We start from the raw sequence: 20998 nt of genomic DNA on the forward strand, positions 1-20998 counted from the left end.
CCTATGCCGTTAAGCAATTTGGCCAATCAACAGGAACTGTTGTATAAAGCACTTCCCTGGCCACTTGCTTAGGTACTTTGTAAATCGCATCCCCAGCACTAACATGCTTTGAGATAAATGCCCCTATATCTGGTGCATCATCAGCGCACGCAGATATTACATAGCGATCTTTATCAAGAGCTACATGGGCCGTTAACTTTGCTTCCAGCATCTTCCCATGATCTCCTTTCTATACCTCGTAGCTTCTGGCCGTGTGGTTTTCCGTATCAAGTCTTTCTTTTACAAAGGCACCCAATGCAAGTCTATATGCAATGGTTAAAAGGCCGCCTGTAATTGCAAGCAACATGTTTGACTGGCTTTCTTCCCAGAAGGTAAAGTCTTTTCCAAGGTATACAGTCCCCAACGCAAAGAAAACAGCCAATATCAACAATATTCCTTTCCTATATATACGCATATTCTTACCTATTCCTCTGAATAACTCATTATTCACATACAACGCCATCACCATCACTATCATTCATAAACTCATAGGCGGGATGTTCTCGCGTTACCGGGGCCAGGCCGTGAGCACGCGCCTCCGCACAAGTGATTCGGCCATTGTCATTATCGTCATACATCGCAAGAACATTCCCTTGATTTGTTATTGATGCTTCGATCACACCCTGAACTGATCTCGGAAAGAAGATCATTTCAAAGCTTTCACAACTAACTAGCACCTTCTCTAAAGCATCGGCTTCGCTTCGATTGACACTTAGATTATATTTAACCTTGATTTCAACGATCCGGTTTGCAAACCAACATTTATTCCTTTCTGGCATCCATTCAGCAGCATCTAGCCCGCATTTCCCATTGGCTCCACACCGATTTATTTCGGGAGCGGCCAAAGTAAGATTCAAAGGGTCCGTAGCGAACTGCGCTCTTTTCTCTGCCGACGCTGAACATAATCCACTATCATGGCCCTCCGAAGCTGCAACAATGTGCTCTATATCTGTTTCAGTATCAGAAACAAAATATCGACCAGTATATGGACCGTAAACATTTCCCCCCATTTTGATTACGACTTCGTCTTCGACACTTTGTGGGTATGGATACTGAGCTTTCTTATCATAGGGAGAACATCTGTTTTCAGGCTCAACAACAAGCCCTCTCCAGTTTTCTTGCGCTGAAGCTGATGAGGTGGTGAAGAAGAAAAGGCAAATAAATATTGAGAAACGTTTTGTGCCTGCTATTTCTTGTAATGTTGTTTTATTCATATTCCCATTACCCGTTTTTCATTACTCGAAGCGCCACTTCTCGAAAGCCGTAGCCAGCGAAACAGCCGGCAACGCTATACAAATGGCTGTAAAAACTGCTCCTGCCAGCATAAAGAAAAAATCCTTTAAGTGTTTTTTGCGCACCTTCATCTTCCAATGGTCTCCTTATTTAGTATTTAAAACTATGATTCATACCCTTCCAATGTATCTCTACTTTGCTTCAGAAAGGTTTCTGCCTGACCTCCAAATTCTTGATCAAAGGCTTTATATGAACTGTTATACCAATCCCCACATCGCTCTTCCCTATCATGGTGCATATCGATTTCTTTGAAATTTACCACTTTTTGAGAGATTTCTTTTGCGCCAAATAGAGTAAGGAATTTCACAACAATTAAGTTGTCGAGGCAAATACTACTATCGAATAGCTCTTCAGCTTTAAATTGAAGATATACAGCAAGCTCTACTGCACTAATATTCGAGTCATCAAAAGTAAAGAATACAAAACGATCACCAATATCATAATGATGACCAATTCTGTATTTATCAGGGGCGTTTACGTGTGCACTTTCATTTATCGCCATATTCCAATGCTCTCCCTATAGCTTCTGAAGATGATTAAAATCACCCTCATATCTATAATTTATAAGGGCATGTAAGTTTCGCTTTTCCCGAGGGCCTGAGTTTTCTTTCGAGTCTTCGTAGAAGTAGCGGCTGGAAGTACGAAGATCAGAAACAACATCATCCCAATCCACGTCGTAATAAGTCTGCTCTTCACCGGGCTCGCAATCGTGTTGTGCCTTCAGGCTATATCTAGGAATAGCTCGCCAGCGATATGGACCATCCTTCGGCTCAAATTTATATAGTGCACCAAGTTTCTTATCGAGATTTTCTAGCGCCTCTGAGGCTGTGCCGCCGTAAGCAGCGGGGAATAATGGATTTTCAGTAAAAAACAGCTGTACTTGTATGCCATCAAGGTCATCACCTTCAAGCTTGTCAAACAGGAAATCGACCCAGCATCGGTGCGCGACAATTGCTCTATATCCGCCACCATAGCGCTCATCTTCGACACCTAAGTGCTTACTGGTAGCCTCGATATACTTATTGATATTTTCAAACTGCATCTTCCCACCTCAGGTATGTGTATTAATAGTTATTCCAATATTCTCAAATAGGCTTTAATGAATTGTTGGCACCTTTAATTTCCTGTTCAGCTAGATCGCACCAACTAAGCCCCTTAGAGCGAGCTAGAGCCTTTAGCCGGTTATTTCGGCACTGCATCTCAAACTCTGACTCGTCTACCAGAATTATTATCAGATGAGCGACTATCATCATACCAAGGAAGAGCAAGAACTTAGCAGAATCAATCTGTCGATTGAATGCCATTTCGTAAATAGACATTAAGGCAGGAAGAATGGCTCCTAAAACAAGGAGCCGAGAAATTCGCAATAGCTGATAACCCAGCCTATTTAACTTATGTAGCTTTACATAATGTAAATTTTTTAGGAAAAAAAACATCTTCCATACCTATTCTGAATCGCAGATGGTGAATTTTTCATTGGAATAAATCTGAAAGACAACTTTCTCTGGAATTGCCCTTGTGTCCAAAAAAACGTTGCCTATTGCGCCATTAACCTTCGATTCAATATCATTGCAATAAATGGACATAGGGATGATCTCTAAACTGTATTTACCGTAAGGGCGTACTTCTGCCAATAACCGTCTTCCATCTTCAAGGGCAAACATTAGTGGAGCGGGGCCACCACTATGGATAACTAGTTTGCTCATAAATATACCCACTGCCTCAGAAACACCGCTTTGGGTATCAGGGTATTGGTCAGCCAATTCGTACTTTTCAACCATGTAGTTACCGGCCTCATTAGCCTTGTCACATGCAACTAATAGAATCGCAACCAAACAAACAGATAAAACTTTCATATTCCAACCTGGAAGACTTTTATGATTGCTCAGGAACATAGTTCCGGCAGTCATATCTGCCTTCACTATCTGCTAGAGGAACACCTATAACGTAATATTCATCACCCACTTTCTTCGCTATTGCCTTCGATAGGCAGTGAATAGTTTCTTCACCATTAGCGTTTACTGGCATGAACATCGGTTCCGTATAAGGAATTTTTTCCACTGCCTCCTCAATGAGCTCGCGATCCGTTTCCTCAGAGGAACAACCGGATATCACCCATGTGATTAATACAGAAAGGTAAATTTTTTTATTCATGTTCCCACCTAGCGATAATCAGATATTGAGTGAGATTGCCAAAGCAATCCAAGAAATACCAAAGTCCTTACTTTAGCATCCTAGCACAGTTGAACTGGTCGTTTGTGGAATCATAAGTAACCTTAAAGACTTCCTTTTCGTTGAGATTAGCAACGATTTCAGTTCCTGGATTATCAGCGGCATCGCGCTTTGCTGACTCCATAATATCATCAGGCCGCTCTGGCTTTGTATCTGTCATGTTCCAACCTTAGTCTTCACAAATAATCTTACGCTTATCGATTAATTCAGCATATCTTTTAAGCCACGCTTGCAGCGATGCTATGTAAGAATCCCTGCCCTCAATTAATGCAGCCTCTTTGTCTGCCTGAGCTTTCTTTCTACTGGTCAACATATTCCAATACTCCAACTCATCCTTGTAGAATCGAACGCACTACCTCAACGCTAGTAATTCATTGTATTCACTGCACTTTAAATCCGAGCTGGCAATTCTGTCTGGTCATATCTCTTTTAGCTTCATCCAAAAAGGCATACCACCGCTTATAACATGGACAGGATGAATGAGTTGTGAGGACTGCTTTACGAGCCACCTGATAATAGCTGTCTCTTGCTTCCTCCCTGGTGTTGATACGTTGATTTGATGAACTAGCAAAAGGTTCTCATCGCACCACAATTCAGGCACTAATTCAGCAATCACTTCACCCTGAGAATAAGACGTATATTGACTTATCATTCCCTGACTTTATGAACGAAACTGGTCTTTACTCCCAGAATCTTTTTCGATTATTGGAATTGAGTCCATATTTAAAGACAGCTATTTATAAAGGTGTTTTTGTTACCGACTGATAATCAAGACCAGACAAAAGAATAAAAAGCTCGGAGTGAAGTGCATCCTGTTCCGCTATTAGACTTTCAATTTGACTTATAGTTTTTTATTATAGCCATCTCGTTTCAGCACACCAATCAAACTTTCTCTTTGCTTCCTAACCTGCTCTAAAGCTTCAAACGACTGTAAAAGTAGCTTACTACATCTATCAGCTCCCAGAGTGTCGCACAGTAATTTTTCCTCCGAAGAAAAGCAAATACCTGGTAACAAAATTAGTATTGATACTATAATGGTTTTTATTTTCATATTTCCACCTAGCCCTTTTATTTAGAATCTTCTATTCCGTCCGCGTGACCATCTGACCAGAACTCAGCAGCTATTCCAGTATATGGATTCTTGTATTCTGATATACCATTTAATGCCGCTCGATAACCATCCTGGTAAATTTCATTTACTTCCTCTTCATCTTCGTAAGCCATATTACCACCTAGTCACATGAGTTAATTACCGTTCCCCATATAGGCTCACAAGGGCCTAAATAGGAGTGAATTAAAAGACCAACAATAATTGCTACCGCCAAACCGATAATGACTAAGTATGTTTTTGTGGCTGTGCTCATCTTCCAATAATTCCTTCTAGTACTGCTTAACCCAAATCACCGCGCCTCACTGGTGCTTGTGTTCAACTACCCCTCTAAAGCTCTATCAATATTATCAATGTTGTCCTTCAGCGAAGTGACGAAGTTTTTAGGATTTTTATAGAAGCCCTCCGCAAAGATTCGTATTTCACCATCAATGGTTCTTATAACCGCATAGCCATTACCTGTATAGGTAGTACCCATTTCCCTTCCACTTTGATAAAAAGCGCAGGAATCAGTATCCTCTTTACAATCCACAAGCACAGTAAATAAATCTTCTCCATCGCTATATTCCCTAACATGAAGCACGTAAAAGCGAGGATTACTAAAGGTTTGCAAGGCAAGAGCTGGGACCATCTCCATCAACCCAAATTGCTGCCACATCCCTTTATAGGTTTTTTCTTCATAAACTTGGAAACCCAGCACTCCAAAAAGAACACCAAAAAATATACTAAAAATTAAACGTGAATAATTCACCTTTCCATTACTCCTATTTTTACTTACTGTCCCTACCTGAAAGATCTGAATCGGCCAATTTAAAGTGCTTCTTCATTGCCCTTCTTAGCATCCCAATACAACCAGACCGTTATCACAATAGCCTGATATAGATACTTCCAGTCTCCAATAGGGCCTATTACAGCTTCGATTAACCCAACTCCAAACAATAGAAACAGAGCTAAGATACAAATCCGCCCTAAATTATTTGCAATATCCATATTCCAATACCCCAACTCATCCTTGTAGAATCGAACGCACTACCTCAACGACAAGCTCCTTTTCGGCACCACGCTCACTCTGATTGATCAATCGCCTAATCTCTACCTGATATCCTCTAGCAGCCCCAGCCCTCTCAGCGATACTCGCTGGCAAAGATATTTCTTTTACAGCCGCAACGCGGTTCCGTGTGATTGCCTCAACCTTGTAGTTGCCATTGCCTAATGGGTAAATTTTGAGATGAGTAAAACCTTTTCGGACTTCAAGCTCATGCAAGGCGCGATCGATGTCAGATTCGAATCTTGGCTGTACGTAGATTGGTGGTTTCTTCTCAACAGAGGAATCCACCGACTTCGCATTATCTATGTTGTTTAACTTTTCACTAACCTGCGCAAGATTGTCATTAAGCGTATCGATCCGTTTTTTGTCCTCTTTCCTCAAATCTGATTCGCACCCAATAAGAATTGCAAAGCTAATCAAGATTATTGTTTTTAAATATAAATTCATATTCCAATCCTTATTCGGCAATTCCAAGTGCTTTGTAGCGAGCAACTGCTTTATTCGATAGTAGTAGTCCAAGTTCAAAGATCACAATTACTCCAGCCGCCGCAACATAGATATTCGATGCAGGAAACCAATGCCAGACGATTGCAATCCAGCATATAGTCGAGGTGGCGATAGCGGCGGTAGCTGCTACTTTGTTTATACCGTTTTTCGCGCAGCCCACTCGCAACAATGGCATTGTTACTAGCAGGGCAATTGTTAAATAGAAATAAAATTCCATATTCTCATCACTTCCCTTTGTTTCATTACCATCACCCTTCAGTAATGCTTTCCAGGAACTCTTCTATCTCTTATTCAGCTACGGTTTTTGCATCATCCTGGTATGCACCTTCAGTCGCACGGCACCCCAGCTCATACCCAAAGGCTATCGCTTTTTTAATCAACTCTTTATCCATATTCCTATAACTCCCTATTTAACGATCTTAAATGTTGCTCTGCGCTGCTGGATCAACTCTTCGCTACTCAGATTTTTTGTGGCGACTCCACCAACTAAAGAGCCTTGAGAATCGGTGATAATGAAGCCCGCAGCCACTAACGTATCCAGCGCGTAGGAAAGCTCTTTATTTTCTCGGTTACCTAAACCAGCCAGATAGAAATGGGCTTTCATCCCATGCTTCTCTATCTCGGAAATTGCAGAATCAATGCTGTCCGATGACAAGCGATCACCTTCCTGGGCCGTCTTAATTCTCGTTAAGATCCAACTCAACATATTCCAATACGGCTACTCGCCGCCCCCTGTGCCTTGCCGCTGATCAATGCTTGCTGTCTTTATTGGAGACAGAAGAACTGCAAGGAAAAAGAAAGGCAAAAAAGATGCTCCCGGCATGTGATTCAATTCAGAGGAGTAATCAGAAAAAACCATCCCGTGTAAATCGACTTGACCAGAGGCATAGAGGTAGAAAGCTGGTAAAAATAGACCAACAAATGACGCCAACAATGCAATCATTTTGTGTGTATTGGCCTGTAGACTTCGTGAAGCTACATATAGCTGGTAGACAACATACACAACAGAGGGGAAGACAATGACCTCATAGGCATATGGGAAATACAGCCCGGCTATAGTGCTCCAGACACCTTGCATAAACAAAATGGCCATAGCCATCATTGCAACCATAAATGCAAAGGGCCATCTGCTCATTTGATTTATGACTTCAGAAATTTCAGCAGTGTTGTTATCCATCTTCCTATGATCCTCTTGTTAGCTCTATGGCTTAATGACCCTTGCTACCCCGACACTCTCCCCCATAAAGCGATCAAATCCTCCCAGGTAATGCAGAGTGTTGTGTAATTCTTTTGACTGATCCGAGACCAAATTACATAGATATTGGGCATATAAAGGGTTGTGGCCACACGAGTCAGGATGACAACAATCTCCACAGATGCCACAACCCTTATCTTGAGTACCTTCTATAAGCTGCTTTTTAGCTTCCTGTAATGCAGATATTGCTGTGTCATATTGCTCTACAGTAAATTTCATATTCCCACCTCAGGCATCCGTATTAATAGTCAATCCAAGCTCTTTAATAGCCTGATAAGATTCGTCCCGAACTTCAGAATCACTAAGTCCCCACTGGAATGCTTTTTCCCGGAGATGTTCGGGTAGCTGGCTAAAGAGTTCTACTGCCTGTGCTTTGGAGGGCGCTATATCTAAAGATTGCACAATCGCATCATGAAATCCATCCCAGTTATCTTCGAAAATATCCTCTACAGTTCTTATGTTCATATTCCTACCTTAAACCTTATCAGTGTTCTGGCTAGATGCTGTCCAGCGAGCACTGTTTTCTTCGGAGGCCCAGACAGAATTCCAGCCCATCGCCTCTATATCTGGCTCCAATCCCACCCCAGGCATTTCATCCATTAACATAATTGGTCTGTCTGACTCTGCCATTGCCTGCTTAGCGGCAGCCACACCAGCATCCCATTTAGCTTTTTGTTCTGGGTCCAGAGTTTCATTCTTCTCAGTCATATTCCAATCCTTATTCGGCTATCCCAAGTGCTTTGTAGCGAGCAACTGCCTTATTCGAGTCCAATTTCAAAAATCACAATCTGTTGACGAGTTATTTCACTTTTTCGCTAGTTTTATCAGCTGCTTTGTCATCGCTGCACCCTGTAGTAAAGATACAATTGATTATAACGCTACGGTTATATGGTGCAATCGTTATTCGCTTGGTGTTTTGATGATTATTACCTTATCGGATAGAAGAGCAAAACCGCCATCTTTCAGCTCAACTACTTCTCGCCCTTTGGATACCCAGTTGTTGACCTGCTGTACCTTCGATACTCCCGCACAACTAGCTACCAGGTTGCGGTCGCCACTATAATGCCGGTCTATCATGTCTTTGATGGGTAACTTTTTCACATTAATACCTCTACTGAAATCACAACCTAAAGTATAACGCTACGGTTATTTGGCTCAAGCTAAATCTCAATCCACTTTAGGCAGCTTAATCGTACTAAGAGTCATCCTAAGAGCTTCAGATATCCGCCTCTCCCAGGCCTCTATGTAAATCAACGTCATATCAGGTGAGGAGTGTCTCAGGGCCTGTTGTATCAAGTGCAGAGAGCATCCCTTCCTGTCCATTAGGGTAGCTAGCGAACGCCTGCCTGCTTGATCAGCTCCCGAGCCGGGGCTTCGCGCTTTTGCGGTGATTCAACGATTTGAGCCCTGCCAGAACCTGAAATAATTTCTTTCTTTAGACGATTTACCGAATATCACAAATCAGGAATGACCGGCTTTGTGATATTATTGGACGATCAGACAAGGTCGGTTCACCTCAAAGCTACTAAATTCGGGGGGTCATGGGAATGCTATTTTCTGAAAATGAGAAATTACTGATCGAATCAATATATTCGATAGGCGATGGATCTTAAGTGAGGAAGCCACCTACTTAAGGATTAAAGCATCTGGTGGCTATTTACAAAAAAAATGATGAGCTATTGATATATTTGGCACAAGATAACCATGTCTGACTTATAACTTAACTGTCAGTATCGGTCTAAATACTTTGTAGTGGGATAAGGCCTAAAGCCAACTACCCTTGATTGAGGGCATTTACACCTCCACCTTGTGTCACGGGGGGGGTAGGGATAGCTTGGGGCTTTCGAAATTCCGTAATATTTGAGTCGGACTTTGAGTCGGACTTTGAGTCGGACTTTGAGTTTAATTCAACTAAGGCAGTCCCCTCCTCTTTCCTAGAGGCCCAATCTTCGATCTTTTGGAAAGCTTCGGGAAAGTTTTCTTTCAGGACAGTAGGTATTTTTTCAATATTATATGCCCCTTCATCGGCAATTGCGTAGTGTCCGTACCTTCGCCCACCATCTCTACTAATCACAACATTTAGCTTGGCCAAGGACTTGATCGTTGAGTGCACACAGCGTTTAGGGATGTTCGTAGCCTCGGTAATATCCCTCTCCGTAGGTTGAGGAATACGACTGATAGCTGCCAGTAAAGCCAATTTTCTGAAATCACCGCGTGCTGCAACTTGTACATTACTACCTGAATTGTCACTCCCGACACTCATAGCCTGTCTCCATACTGCTTAAGTTGTTTAAGAAAAGATACCTTCATACCATGGGGTTATATTTCATAACCTACCAAACAACCTGTAGATTTTTTCTTCGTCGCGTAGTTTTTTTCTATGCTTAAAAGCATTCTAAGCGCACATTAGTATGTGTCAATAGGATTTTAAAGAGAAAAGGAAACTTTTTTCTACGCCGAAGCTGCGCACTATAGAGTCACCAAAGGAAACAATGAAGACTCTAGCGCTTAGCAAAACTTAACGAGAGTGGTTCTGAATATGTTGCTGGATGATCTGCCGGTGTACATCTTGTACATCTTCTATAGTGCGAAGCTCAAAATCAGCCAGCGTGGAAACTGTTTTTGGAAGAACCTTTCCTAAGTCGTAACTAGTAGCACCTAACCCCATTGATTTGGCTTCACTCACAATAATACTTGCAGCTAAGGGCATGAGCTCTTTGTGTGTTTGATCTTCATACTCAACCTGAAAGGGGCAAGGGGAAACTTCCTCCCCATACCTCAACCACGATACCACCCTTGCAGGTAAAATATCGTCACCACCCTCAATATGCTTTAAGAAGTAACCAACCACTTCGAAAAGATTGGTCTCCTTCGGTGGCTTGTTTTTTGAGAGCCAATCAGTCACTGCCGGCCGGCTTACATCTAGTATTTCTGCTATGAATGTTATACGTCCATCATTCATAGACGGCGCGTCAATGTCACTAATTTCGATCAGATAATTCAAGCGACGAGAAAAGCCAGCGTGTATTTCTGCTATCTCCACCCCAGGAGATGCCTGAAACTCCCGCTTAAGCTCCAATACGACGACTTTATCGCTCACGCTCATCTAATCACCCTACTCTCAGCTGACTACTACATTTCTGCATCAGCTGATCAATAATTAACCATCTGTAATCTATTTTCGAAAAAATCCTTTTCTGTGATAGATTATAATAAATTTTCTACATCTGTTAATTATTTCCTTCGGCATGAAGAGCATTCGATATCATTTAAAAGGTCAAGTATCGATTATCAAGACTCACAACAGCAATAATTTCTATATATTTCATACGGTTACAGGCATTCGTGTTGCTTTCAAGGTTCTTATGGCTGGTGCGAAGAAAGCCCCTTCGGCCGGCTTTAACATTGCTAATATTTTCAATTTGTACACTTATGCCACTTCCCGCTTGGGCGGTAGAAGTCTTCTTTGCCGAGCCAAAATCCTTTGGCGATCACGCGCGAAAGATATCAAGTAGGTTAAAAGCAAGTACCACGACTTATCTAAAAAGACCGATAGAGTCAATCCCAACTACTGCAGCTGGTGCCCTCAGTGATTACAACAACTTAGTTGTAGCAATAGGGCCAGAGGCCCTGAGAGATGTCTTAGCTGGGCCCGGAAATGCACCCGTGCTTGCTGTCTTTGTATCCAAATCTTCTTTTGAGTCAATCATAGAGCAAACACCAAGAATCAGAGGTCGGCACATAAGTGCAATTTATTCAGATCCAGACCCACTAAAGCAGGTAGCATTAGTAAAAGCTCTATATGGAACCTCTGCAACATCTGTTCTTATAAGCTCCTTAAAGGTTGGCACGTATGTTTCACAATATGAGGAAGCCTCAAAAGAGCTTGATGTTAAATTGAATATCGTGAACCTAAGTGATGTGAAATCCACCTCAAACTTCATTAGAGCTACGAACAGTGCCAAGACTTTGCTTTTATTAAAAGATCAGGAGCTTTTTGATCAAATTTCATTAGAGAAACTTTTACTTTCCAGTTATGACATTAATCGTCAGGGAGTTATCGGATATAGTCGAGGGCTTGTGAAAAATGGTGGCGCGGCCACTACTTATTCTTCAGTAGACAATATAGCCCACTCAATTTATCAACAAGTCAATAGAATTAATAACGAACAGCCTATTGACCCGCCTCACTATACCGAATTGTTTGAGGTCGCCCTTAATAAGTACATTCTCCGCTCCCTCGATTTGACCTTTGTTAACGAAAAGTCGGTTCACAAAAGAATTACGCAAATTGTTTCGGAAGGGGGTGATACATGAAAGCCCTTATCCGCTACCTAAGAAGCCATGTTTCGATCAAGAAACGATTACTTTTGATGTTCTTTATTCCAGGTATTGTGTACTACCTATTTTCTACTGCCTTATCATTTTCTCATATACAAGGCATTTCTAATGCTCGAAGTGTTGAGCTTAGGTCAGTTGTAAAAAGTGCTGTAGGTAAAACTTCAGCGCAATTTATTAGTCGCGGCCTAAAGAAGGATCTAGAAGAAGTACTCCATAGTCTGATTTCAGATACAGCGGTAAATGGAGTAATTGTATATGATGTAGATAACACTATTTTTGCTCAAGTAGGTGACATATCTCCTCGTACAAATGTTGCTGTTTACGAACACAAAATATTCCACAAACCTATCATTCCCAGTTTCGATGAAATTGACTTTAACGATGGCGTAAGTAAAGGTGATGCTGAACAAATTGGGAACCTAAAGTTCTTTGTGGACCAGGCAATTGTCGAGGAAGATTCATGGCAAGCTGCTATTGGAGATTTAGCAATACTATTTATTATTATTTTAATATGCTCTCCACTTTTTTATGCTCTATACCAAAGCTTTAACAATCCTCTTTCCTCGATTCTTAATAATATTTTGGAGTTTGAGAAGGGAAATCTGGACTGGATACAAAGAAATGACAAGGGAGATGATGAATTCACACGTGTCCAGCAAGCATTAAAACGTGTTGCAAGAACTCAAATTGATCAAACTCGACAAATTAGAGAAGCCAATCTAACACTTAAGCAGCGCGCATTAGAGCTTGAACACCAAGTAAAAATTGCCACTGAAGCGCGTGAAGAAGCTGACAGGGCAAACGCTCAAAAAGATATTTTTGTAGCAAATGTGACTCACGAAATGCGTCATCCATTAGCAGGTGTTGTGTCCGGGGTTGACCTTGTTGAGCAATTTATTTTGTGCGCACAACACAAACTCATGGAATTAAATAATTCCGTCACACCAGAACAGTTCTCTCAATTAATCGCCATTCGAACCGAGCTAAAAGACGCTATTAGTAGCCTTGGTATTTCAAAAACCAGCTCAAAAGATCTGACAATAATGGTAGATGATTTATTGACCTCTATTCAAGATATGCATCAGGAGATATTGCTACGACCGACTACATTCCTACTTTACGATTCTCTAGATATTCTTTTTCGGTCACATTATGAAAATGCAACCTCAAAAGGTCTGGACTATCAATTTGAGATTAAAGGATTAGAAATAGACTCTCCACTATATGTGAAGGGTGATTGGGTTAGGATTAGCCAAGTTGTTAATAGCTTATTAGAAAACGCCATTAGATTTACCGAACAAGGGACAGTCTCAATTACAGTTGAGGTTTCCATTCAAAAGGGAAATGTAAATCTACATTTTGTTATATCGGATACTGGAGTAGGAATTAGCGACAACGAAAAAGAATCAATATTTAAACTTTTCCATATTGGTGAAAAGCCATCTGACAAACAATACTCAGGCCTAGGCACCGGATTAACAATTGCTCATAAGATTGCTGAACGCATAAAGGGAGAGCTTAACCTTGAACATTCTGAATTAGGTGTAGGATCTCGATTTTACTTCAATTTAAAGCTTCCAGTGTCCTCTGCTAAAGACATTATCCCTTATGAGATAAAAAATAGCGTAGAAAAGCGTTTATCTATTCTATATGTTGAGGATTCGGCCATGAATCGACAACTTTTTTCCAGCTTTTGTAAAATAGCTGGGATTGACTTAATTCTTGCACAAAATGGACAAGAAGGTATCGAACGTTACAAATCTCATCATTTCGATGGTTTGATCGTCGATTGTTATATGCCCAAGATGAATGGTTATGACTTTGTCCGTAAAATTAGGCAGTGGGAAAAAGAAGAAGACTCTGGCCATATTCCAATATTTGCTCTCACGGCAGATGCCTCCACTCGTAATAGAGAGCGATGCTTTAATGCGGGTTATGATGAGTTTTTAACAAAACCTTATACAAGATCCACTTTTCGATTCATAATAGATAGGATCGATCGCTATAATTCTCGGAATCACCGAGCTTGACGGAGTCCTCGTGGACCTAAATCCATATAATGCATGTCATATAAGTTTGCGCATAGTGTAATTTGCTGCAGATATTCACATAGATCTTTAATGTTACTAAATGACAGATATTTTAAAGAAGTACCTTTTATGCCTAGCCAAGCCTGACGATAGTCAGTTGAAGAAGACATCTGATCTAAGTAAAAAATAATTTCTATGGACGGTTTACCATCAAAGCTAGCAAGCTTGAAAGCTTTGTAGTTATTATATCGTAACCCTAAACGAGTTCTAGCATGCTTTATGAGCTCCTCATTTTTCAGGTGTGATAAAGCTATAGGCTGATAGTTAGCAACTAATCCTTCTAACTCTTTTTCCGTTTTTTGATTGGTAATTACAACCTCACGATAAAACTCATTCAAATCCTCAAATGTCGCGCGACGCTTTTTTATGTTAGTCATTCTTAAAAGCTCTGCCTCCATCAAGGTGGCAACATAAACATCAAGATTCACCCCCAAAGACTTTGCAAATACTTGTGCAATTGCTTGCTCTTCAAGAGAAAGCTGTAATGTGTATGTGTCTTTGTTTTTCTTAGATTTTATGAATTTCAAGTCATTCTTCATCATCGCCTGGAATGATTTTTCGTTTGAAGTTAAAAAGCGACGATTCATCTTAATCCTCTGGAGAGATAATTACATTGTTGACAGAAATTGGTAGTAAAGAACATTGTCCACAAATCCAAAAGCCATCTTCACCTTTTTCAGCAGCGCTAAACACATTAGAAGTAGGTTCAATAGAAATATTGCCCTGCGTTTCGGTTACTCTGAATAGTTTTTTAAACTCACTACTCATTACACATGATTCTGATACGGAATTACTAAAGCTAGAAAAAATAAGTTCACTTGAATATTCATCTTTCTTATAAAAATACTCACCTGAATTCAATATTAGGATATCGGCTTTTTCTAGGGCACTTACAAATAACTCGTGACTAATTGATTCTCCGTACAATGGTTTAACATTCAAGCCACTCCATTGCCAAGTAACCCCATCAATGCTCATAATGGGTCGATCTTTTATCTCAAAAATAAATAGCGAGTCATGGGAGTAAAAATCACAAATTGATACAACTCCATCTTTTTCCAACCACCTTCCAAAATAAACATCATCTCCTGTTGAAACTTCAGCAAAGTTAGTTAGGTTTATACCTTTCTGATACGTTAACACTGGCTGTAAGCTTAGATAAGCACTCAGCCCTATATCTGAGACAATCTGCTCTTCGACTTGTGCAAACTCTTTATCTGAAAGTACATCTGGTAGGATCTTAAGCGTGTCACTTAGCCCATGGTTCAAGATCGTAGAAGCAAATTCGCTTTCTGACTGTGCAAAGGTCTCTGAGAGAACTCTCAAAAGGTGACGAGACCGTTTTGTAAAGGTAACCTCCAGTGTTTCACTAGATTCAGGCTTTTTGGCATACGAGCCCTGTGAAGCCGTGCCCTGCTCCAGAGCCACGACTGCTCTGTATACCTCAGTGGCAACATCTTTCATCCATTAATCGCTCATCAAAGTTGTTTTTGCAATAATATGTGATTTCCTCTTCTTTTTCAGCGATCAAGGCCCACTTATGTAACCTAACTGATTGTTTATTATACACTTTGTGGCGCGCTATTATGCTGAGCGCAATCTTTTTGAACTTCGTGAGGCAAAATCCCTTTTCTATGCTGAACGTGGGTAACAATATTTGTTCGATCAAGGTTACCCCAATCGGTAATTTTGTAGTAACCATGTCGGCGCCCATTTACCCTTTCAATGACAACTCGGTGCTGGTCACTTAGTCGCTTAAAGATCGCATGTATTGTTCTGTGCGGTAGTCCTATTTCAGTTACGAGATCTTCAAGCGATGGCTTCTCTATAGTATCGATAGCAGCAAGTACCAATTCACACCGTTCAAAGTGCCGTGCACATGGCTCACCAAGGGTTGGAACTGGAACAGTTGAGGCGCATAGATTTTTGTTCATAGTCGTATTTCTCTATTTACTAACTAGAGCCTCAACTATAAAGAAAATTCACTTATACACGCTGCTGTACTGCATCATATATATCGCAACTCCTAATTATCTTCACTTTTTGCTCTTTTTTTGTTGCAAGCAACACACGTGACTCGAATGATTGGATCAACTGTTCACTTGTAATTACCTATTATTTGGCATTGTTATTCAACGGCACTTGGCTATGAACGGGACTACGGACAAAGATCCAAAAACCGAGGTGAAGGATGCTCTGGGCCTGTTCCAGGAAGCTCCACTTCCCCATGAACGGCACCCGAAGAACTTTCTCTCCTATTTCGGCGAAATACTAGCCCGGTATCGGCGTGGCTTACCGAAGGAGCTGCGAAGTACTACTAACTTTGGAAAACACCTGGAAAAGTATTTTGGCCAGCCAGTAGACCGAAACCGTATTAGTCGAGCAGAGAAAGGAGATACCAGCGTAACTTTTGGAGTCTATGCTGCGTATCTTCACGAAATGGGTGCCTTGCCTGATATTTTGAAGGCTCTAGAGGGCGGTGGCTCTGCCAGCGTACGATACTTACTTCTTGTCGAAGAAGAGCTTTCACCGCAAATACAAAAAGCTATGACTGATGCTCAAGGGAAGCTAAATGCCCGCGCTAAGCAGGAGAAAGATCGATGAGTCAAGAAATTCGAAAGATCTTTATACGACTATCGATGTGGAACAATGAAATTCAAGGGTATTTACCAGTAGGTACGTTGGTCTATGATAATGACCCCTCTCACCGTCTGGGCTTTGTAGGCTTCTCTTATGATCGTTCTTATGTTGAAGAGAAGTGGCCAGCCGTCGATCCAGCTCACTTAGATCCACATATCGATGGTGGCCGCTTTGTGGTTAAGGGTCGAAATGGTCATGTCCCACACTACTTTGCGAGCTTTCTACCCGGTGAATTTGGTCAGCAATTACTCAGCGAAGTTGATCAACGCTGGGAGGGTTTAACCGAAGCTGAAAAGCTATATGTTATGACTCTTGCACATGGTGACTTTGGAGCACCTCAATTAAACCCACAAAACGATCAATTTAACCAACCTATTCGTGATCTAGATGAGCTCAGCCGCCTTGTCCAAGCCATTCGTGAATTCCAGAATGGCGCTAGCCCAAGTCCAATAACATCTGAGATACAAGGTGCCCTATGTTCATTTCGTGGGCCCAAGCCCAAGGTCGATTATGAAGAAGAAAAAAATGGAGTCGCCCGACGGTTTGTAGCGAAGCTAAATACAACCGGATATTACAACGATGCTCGAATCACTGCGACATTCACAACTATTGAAAAAAATGCAGGTATCAGCGTATGTGAAAATCAAGTAGTCCCATTAGATTGTGGCGAAGAGGTTTTACTCTCTTACAACTATGCTCGAACGGAACAATTTGACCGTCATGATGATGGCGACCGCTATCGGCGAATCCTCAAATATAACCGAATTTCTTTTAAAACTCTTCTTGCAGAAGACCCGGTGATTGGAAATACCGAGCGCCCCAACTACCGCCACATTGTCCACGCCATTGATAGGTATAGCGCTGACCCCATAAGTGATAAGGAAGAGCTATTTCGCCGTGCTGTCCTTTCTGCAGCAACGAATCATACATCCAACGGATTGGAAAATATGGAGATGTATGACAAGGGCATGGGTAATTGGCGACTAAGCCCAAGCTTTCACAACCTCCCTAACCCAATGACTGACGCTCAATTCGAGGTCGGTTTCGGTGACGGAATCATGACGGGTAACCTACTCCGCCTGGATGAACGCTTCCTTGTTAGTTTGGGTAGCCAGATGGGGTTCAATCCTACTGACTCCCTTGCCCTCGCCTATCCAGTAACAAATGCTTTAGTTAACCTTGAAACCACGATGGACTTGCATGATCTCAGCTCTAACGATCGAAGTACTGCAAGAGAGTGCGTTAGGTTGGCTGCTGTGAAAAAACTCCATTCTCGTCTTTCAGACGATGAGAAAGTCCAGAATAAATTGGCTGAGAAGCAAAAAATACCAACTGCTACTTTCGAGGAAGAGGCACCGACACCCCGCCACCGTAGCCCAGGTATGTAGGAGCGCAATATGAAAGCCCTTCGTTCACTCTTGACTTTTATGGATCTTAGTATCCCTAAACGTTTGATACTTTCCCTCCTTCCGCTGTTCCTCCTGTTTTGGTGTAGCTCTCGAATACTAACATCTCCTTCAAGTAAGACCTTATGGGATGTTATCAACCCTATTGCTGCAATAGGGTGCTGGATCCTATACCTCTTGCTATTTATAAAAACTTTTCAGCATAGGAGGTGGGACATCATTGTCACGCGTAGGATAATTGAAACATCTTTATTTCTTCTGATCCTAGGGAGCTTATGGCCCTATCTGAGCAATCTTTTTATTTATCTTATTGGCCTAGATGGCGAATCTAAAGCGGTCATCTTCATGCTTGGCACCCTGGCCTATGCTGCACATTGCCTGTGGAAACTAATTTCAAAGCTAAATCAGAAACCGCAAGCGCTAGTTCTACATAAACTTTTCGCTGGATCCGTAAAAAAAAGTGCGTCTACGGTCCGCACTAAGCGAATAGTGGCCTCTCATGAGGCAGGTCATGTAATGCTATTCTCATGTCTATCCAATATTCCGCATAACGTCTCTGTATCGATCAAAGAGGAGGATAAAAGCCTTGGACGAGTGACATCTCAGATCATGAATGAAACCATTCCGTCTGACCTCCTTGAGTGGAAAATGCTACTTTGCCTCGCTGGTAGAGCAGCTGAACTTTATCGTTACCAGAAATATTCCATTGGCAGTGAAAATGACTTGTCTAAATGGGAAGCTCTCGCAGATCTATATCTATCTAATGGAATGGGGGCATTTTATTACATCAATACAAACTCTGAAGAGAAATGGAATCACAACTTAAAGGTGCTCTATGAGCTTCGCTTAGAACTTGAATTGAAACTTGCTGAATTCTTTAAGAATAATGAGGAGGTTCTCAGCGCCATTGAAAATTCCTTACTCAAAGACACAAAGCTACATGGCACCAAGCTTAAAGAGCTTCTTGATAGAGTGGTAATTACAAGGGATATGCCCTGCCCTAAAGAGATGAAGTGATTTCCATATGATTTGACGAAGGAGGCTAGATACCTACTTTCATAGTTAAACCTATATCATATTTGGAGATACGACGTGGAAACAATGAAGCCGGCCAATGAGTTGACTACCCCTGAATTAGTATCCTTCCTAAAAGCAGCCAACCAAGCTTATCGATCTGGAAGCCCCATTATTGATGATGCCACCTATGACCATGTTTACTTGGCTGAGCTCCACAAGCGTGATCCTCTCAATCCTTTTTTGAATCGTGTAGAGCCTGAAGGTGACTTCGGGTCAGAGAAGGTTAGGCACGAGCGTCCCATGTTAAGTACAGAGAAAGCCTATACCACCAAGGATATGGCTAACTTCGTAAGGCGCGTCGAGGGTATTGCGCAAGAGCTTGGCATCATAACTTCCTCAATCCAGTATCGAATCACTCCAAAACTTGACGGGATGGCCGGCAACTATTCCAAAAATAACCTGGTTGCACGAGGTAACGGCGAAGTTGGTAATAATGTCACCCATGTGTTCAACCATGGTGTCCAAGCAATTGGGGGTGCTAACACTGGCCTCGGAGAAATTGTTCTTCTTTCATCTGCTTGGGAAAATGGCCTAAGTGAAAAGTTTTCACACCCTAGAAATGTGATTGTTGGGCTCGTTGGCGCTGATAAAATTAATGAAGATGTGTTTGAAGCACTCCAGGCAGGCCACGTGCACTTCACACCATATTCTGAACTTCCTGGACAGCTGGTCACAGCAAAAGATCTCACCGGACCGCAGCTTAATGACATTTGCGATCAACTAGAAACCGGTTGTGGCTACCCCACCGACGGTTCTGTCATAGAGGTTGTCAATGATCAACTTAAAGAAGCGATGGGGCACACCAGCCATCACTACCGCTGGCAGATAGCCTGGAAAAGAGTAGGTGAGATGGTTACAAGTACAGTCACGGGTGTATATTGGCAAACTGGCAGAACAGGGCGTGTCACGCCAATACTAAAAATTGACCGTGTTTGGTTATCAGGCGCATGGATTGAAAATGTAACTGGCCATCATGCAGGAAACGTCCAAAATTTGAACATAGGCCGAGGTTGTATAGTAAATGTGGTTAGAAGTGGCGAAGTTATCCCAAAGTTATGCGGAGTTGTAAAAAAAGGGGAAAGCGCTCTACTTCCTAGAACTTGTCCTTCCTGTGACAACGAACTTATCCGAGAACGTGAGTTCCTTATTTGTGCAAATACTGAATCTTGCCAGGCCCAGATAGCCAATCGCCTGGGCCATTTCTTTAGTACTATAGGAAACATAGATCTATTTGGGGAAAAAACCATTGACACCCTGCTTACGCATGGAGTGGATGAGTTGCCCAAAATCTATGAACAAACCGATAAAGACTTCCAATCTATGGGCTTTGGCCCTAAGCAAGCCCAGAACCTAGTCCGAGAGATAAACCGCTCGCTGACAGACCCAATAGAAGACTGGCGTTTCCTGGCTGGCTTTGGTATCAGGCACCTTGGGAAAGGCGATAGCCGGCGCCTACTTAGCAGCTACCCCTTATTAGAACTTCCCAGTGTTACTGCAGAGCAAATCCAGGCTTTGCCCTCTTTCGGCCAGCTTAAGGCTTCAAGAATTGCCTCAGAGATCCGCTCTACGTGGCCTCTAATCGAGAGCATGATTAATCTCGGTTTTAACCTTACAGGAATCCCTAATGTTGCCAAGAGTGACAACCCAATCGGAGGACTTAATATCGTTTTTACAGGGAAAATGGAGAACCCTCGTAAAAAACTTGAAGAGCAAGCCTTGATGCTTGGAGCCACCCCTCAATCGTCAGTATCTAAAAATACAGATATCCTAGTTGTAGGGCAAAATGTAGGCAGTAAGAAATTAGAGGCAGCTAGAAAACACAATACGCGGATTCTTGAGGAGGCGGCCTACTTGGAAATGATCACATCCACACCTCATGAAAAGCATGAGGGGCCTTCAACCAATTCCCTCAAAAAAGAGGCCAAGACAGCGAGCGAAGATCAATTCAAATTATTCGCGTAG

At 41.9% G+C, this 20998-nt stretch carries 33 protein-coding genes; 6 read left to right on the forward strand and 27 right to left on the reverse strand.

From position 1 onward, the window contains the following. Position 1: 1 nt before the first annotated feature. From ACCI49_RS00935 to ACCI49_RS01050, 24 genes are all read right to left on the reverse strand, one after another. Entirely contained in the window at positions 2-211 is a 210-nt protein-coding gene (locus ACCI49_RS00935; protein ID WP_371837087.1) for a hypothetical protein, read from the reverse strand. Positions 212-229: 18 nt separating this feature from the next. After that, positions 230-490 carry a hypothetical protein gene (locus tag ACCI49_RS00940; protein ID WP_371837088.1) on the reverse strand — a complete coding sequence of 87 codons (261 nt, stop codon included), beginning with the start codon at positions 488-490 and terminating at the stop codon, positions 230-232. Then, positions 483-1253, reverse strand: coding sequence for an excalibur calcium-binding domain-containing protein (locus ACCI49_RS00945; protein ID WP_371837089.1), 771 nt, complete (start codon positions 1251-1253; stop codon positions 483-485). Before ACCI49_RS00945 ends, ACCI49_RS00940 begins: the two co-directional genes overlap by 8 nt. A 7-nt stretch (positions 1254-1260) precedes the next feature. Beyond that, a complete protein-coding gene (locus ACCI49_RS00950; protein ID WP_371837090.1) occupies positions 1261-1410 on the reverse strand; it encodes a hypothetical protein in 150 nt (49 codons plus the stop codon). A gap of 25 nt (positions 1411-1435) precedes the next feature. After that, a complete protein-coding gene (locus ACCI49_RS00955; RefSeq protein WP_371837091.1) occupies positions 1436-1834 on the reverse strand; it encodes a hypothetical protein in 399 nt (132 codons plus the stop codon). Positions 1835-1849: 15 nt separating this feature from the next. Then, complete coding sequence (locus tag ACCI49_RS00960) at positions 1850-2374, reverse strand: hypothetical protein (RefSeq protein ID WP_371837092.1); 525 nt, start codon at positions 2372-2374, stop codon at positions 1850-1852. Between the two features lie 403 nt (positions 2375-2777). Beyond that, a complete protein-coding gene (locus ACCI49_RS00965; RefSeq protein WP_371837094.1) occupies positions 2778-3242 on the reverse strand; it encodes a hypothetical protein in 465 nt (154 codons plus the stop codon). After that, positions 3208-3486 (reverse strand): hypothetical protein, encoded by a 279-nt coding sequence (locus tag ACCI49_RS00970; RefSeq protein ID WP_371837095.1) that lies wholly within the window; start codon positions 3484-3486, stop codon positions 3208-3210. The genes ACCI49_RS00965 and ACCI49_RS00970 overlap by 35 nt, the downstream gene beginning before the upstream one ends. Positions 3487-3553: 67 nt before the next feature. Then, a complete protein-coding gene (locus ACCI49_RS00975) occupies positions 3554-3724 on the reverse strand; it encodes a hypothetical protein (RefSeq protein WP_371837096.1) in 171 nt (56 codons plus the stop codon). A 9-nt stretch (positions 3725-3733) separates the two neighbouring features. Further along, complete coding sequence (locus ACCI49_RS00980) at positions 3734-3877, reverse strand: hypothetical protein (RefSeq protein ID WP_371837097.1); 144 nt, start codon at positions 3875-3877, stop codon at positions 3734-3736. A 528-nt stretch (positions 3878-4405) separates the two neighbouring features. After that, positions 4406-4615 carry a hypothetical protein gene (locus ACCI49_RS00985; RefSeq protein WP_371837098.1) on the reverse strand — a complete coding sequence of 70 codons (210 nt, stop codon included), beginning with the start codon at positions 4613-4615 and terminating at the stop codon, positions 4406-4408. Positions 4616-4632: 17 nt separating this feature from the next. Then, entirely contained in the window at positions 4633-4788 is a 156-nt protein-coding gene (locus ACCI49_RS00990; RefSeq protein WP_371837099.1) for a ribosome modulation factor, read from the reverse strand. Positions 4789-4994: 206 nt separating this feature from the next. After that, on the reverse strand, positions 4995-5423 hold the full coding sequence (locus tag ACCI49_RS00995; RefSeq protein WP_371837100.1) for a hypothetical protein: 429 nt from the start codon (positions 5421-5423) through the stop codon (positions 4995-4997). Between the two features lie 59 nt (positions 5424-5482). Then, a complete protein-coding gene (locus tag ACCI49_RS01000) occupies positions 5483-5662 on the reverse strand; it encodes a hypothetical protein (protein WP_371837101.1) in 180 nt (59 codons plus the stop codon). A 16-nt stretch (positions 5663-5678) separates the two neighbouring features. Beyond that, positions 5679-6167, reverse strand: coding sequence for a hypothetical protein (locus ACCI49_RS01005; RefSeq protein ID WP_371837102.1), 489 nt, complete (start codon positions 6165-6167; stop codon positions 5679-5681). 10 nt (positions 6168-6177) lie between these two features. Then, positions 6178-6444: a hypothetical protein gene (locus tag ACCI49_RS01010; RefSeq protein WP_371837103.1), complete on the reverse strand. Its 267-nt coding sequence runs from the start codon at positions 6442-6444 to the stop codon at positions 6178-6180. A 189-nt stretch (positions 6445-6633) separates the two neighbouring features. Beyond that, positions 6634-6933: a hypothetical protein gene (locus tag ACCI49_RS01015; protein WP_371837104.1), complete on the reverse strand. Its 300-nt coding sequence runs from the start codon at positions 6931-6933 to the stop codon at positions 6634-6636. Between the two features lie 12 nt (positions 6934-6945). Further along, positions 6946-7404 (reverse strand): hypothetical protein, encoded by a 459-nt coding sequence (locus ACCI49_RS01020; RefSeq protein ID WP_371837105.1) that lies wholly within the window; start codon positions 7402-7404, stop codon positions 6946-6948. A 24-nt stretch (positions 7405-7428) separates the two neighbouring features. Beyond that, the gene (locus ACCI49_RS01025) at positions 7429-7701 is read right to left on the reverse strand and encodes a hypothetical protein (protein ID WP_371837106.1); all 273 of its coding nucleotides are present in this window, start codon (positions 7699-7701) and stop codon (positions 7429-7431) included. Between the two features lie 9 nt (positions 7702-7710). Further along, positions 7711-7947 (reverse strand): hypothetical protein, encoded by a 237-nt coding sequence (locus ACCI49_RS01030; RefSeq protein WP_371837107.1) that lies wholly within the window; start codon positions 7945-7947, stop codon positions 7711-7713. 9 nt (positions 7948-7956) lie between these two features. Beyond that, on the reverse strand, positions 7957-8190 hold the full coding sequence (locus ACCI49_RS01035) for a hypothetical protein (protein ID WP_371837108.1): 234 nt from the start codon (positions 8188-8190) through the stop codon (positions 7957-7959). 192 nt (positions 8191-8382) lie between these two features. Further along, positions 8383-8583 (reverse strand): hypothetical protein, encoded by a 201-nt coding sequence (locus ACCI49_RS01040; RefSeq protein ID WP_371837109.1) that lies wholly within the window; start codon positions 8581-8583, stop codon positions 8383-8385. 673 nt (positions 8584-9256) lie between these two features. Next, positions 9257-9745, reverse strand: coding sequence for a helix-turn-helix domain-containing protein (locus ACCI49_RS01045; RefSeq protein WP_371837110.1), 489 nt, complete (start codon positions 9743-9745; stop codon positions 9257-9259). A 255-nt stretch (positions 9746-10000) separates the two neighbouring features. Further along, positions 10001-10588 carry a hypothetical protein gene (locus tag ACCI49_RS01050; RefSeq protein WP_371837111.1) on the reverse strand — a complete coding sequence of 196 codons (588 nt, stop codon included), beginning with the start codon at positions 10586-10588 and terminating at the stop codon, positions 10001-10003. A gap of 326 nt (positions 10589-10914) precedes the next feature. Here ACCI49_RS01050 and ACCI49_RS01055 point away from each other — a divergent pair, with 326 nt between their 5' ends. Both ACCI49_RS01055 and ACCI49_RS01060 read left to right on the forward strand, forming a co-directional pair. Then, positions 10915-11799 carry a hypothetical protein gene (locus ACCI49_RS01055; protein WP_371837112.1) on the forward strand — a complete coding sequence of 295 codons (885 nt, stop codon included), beginning with the start codon at positions 10915-10917 and terminating at the stop codon, positions 11797-11799. Beyond that, positions 11796-13853, forward strand: coding sequence for a response regulator (locus tag ACCI49_RS01060; RefSeq protein ID WP_371837113.1), 2058 nt, complete (start codon positions 11796-11798; stop codon positions 13851-13853). The genes ACCI49_RS01055 and ACCI49_RS01060 overlap by 4 nt, the downstream gene beginning before the upstream one ends. Here ACCI49_RS01060 and ACCI49_RS01065 read toward each other — a convergent pair. From ACCI49_RS01065 to ACCI49_RS01075, 3 genes are all read right to left on the reverse strand, one after another. Further along, a complete protein-coding gene (locus ACCI49_RS01065) occupies positions 13841-14500 on the reverse strand; it encodes a hypothetical protein (RefSeq protein ID WP_371837114.1) in 660 nt (219 codons plus the stop codon). The two genes, ACCI49_RS01060 and ACCI49_RS01065, sit on opposite strands and share 13 nt — an antisense overlap. A 1-nt stretch (position 14501) precedes the next feature. Beyond that, positions 14502-15377 carry a hypothetical protein gene (locus ACCI49_RS01070; protein WP_371837115.1) on the reverse strand — a complete coding sequence of 292 codons (876 nt, stop codon included), beginning with the start codon at positions 15375-15377 and terminating at the stop codon, positions 14502-14504. A 98-nt stretch (positions 15378-15475) separates the two neighbouring features. Continuing rightward, positions 15476-15847, reverse strand: a complete 372-nt coding sequence (locus ACCI49_RS01075; protein WP_371837116.1) for a helix-turn-helix domain-containing protein — start codon at positions 15845-15847, stop codon at positions 15476-15478. Between the two features lie 214 nt (positions 15848-16061). Here ACCI49_RS01075 and ACCI49_RS01080 point away from each other — a divergent pair, with 214 nt between their 5' ends. From ACCI49_RS01080 to ACCI49_RS01095, 4 genes are all read left to right on the forward strand, one after another. Then, positions 16062-16517 (forward strand): nitrogenase component 1 family protein, encoded by a 456-nt coding sequence (locus tag ACCI49_RS01080; protein WP_371837117.1) that lies wholly within the window; start codon positions 16062-16064, stop codon positions 16515-16517. Further along, positions 16514-17941, forward strand: a complete 1428-nt coding sequence (locus tag ACCI49_RS01085; protein ID WP_371837118.1) for a hypothetical protein — start codon at positions 16514-16516, stop codon at positions 17939-17941. The genes ACCI49_RS01080 and ACCI49_RS01085 overlap by 4 nt, the downstream gene beginning before the upstream one ends. A gap of 9 nt (positions 17942-17950) precedes the next feature. Continuing rightward, a complete protein-coding gene (locus tag ACCI49_RS01090) occupies positions 17951-18976 on the forward strand; it encodes a M41 family metallopeptidase (protein ID WP_371837119.1) in 1026 nt (341 codons plus the stop codon). Positions 18977-19060: 84 nt separating this feature from the next. After that, positions 19061-20998: a BRCT domain-containing protein gene (locus ACCI49_RS01095; protein ID WP_371837171.1), complete on the forward strand. Its 1938-nt coding sequence runs from the start codon at positions 19061-19063 to the stop codon at positions 20996-20998.

It is taken from the genome of Microbulbifer epialgicus (genome assembly GCF_041447265.1).
Lineage (GTDB): Bacteria > Pseudomonadota > Gammaproteobacteria > Pseudomonadales > Cellvibrionaceae > Microbulbifer > Microbulbifer epialgicus.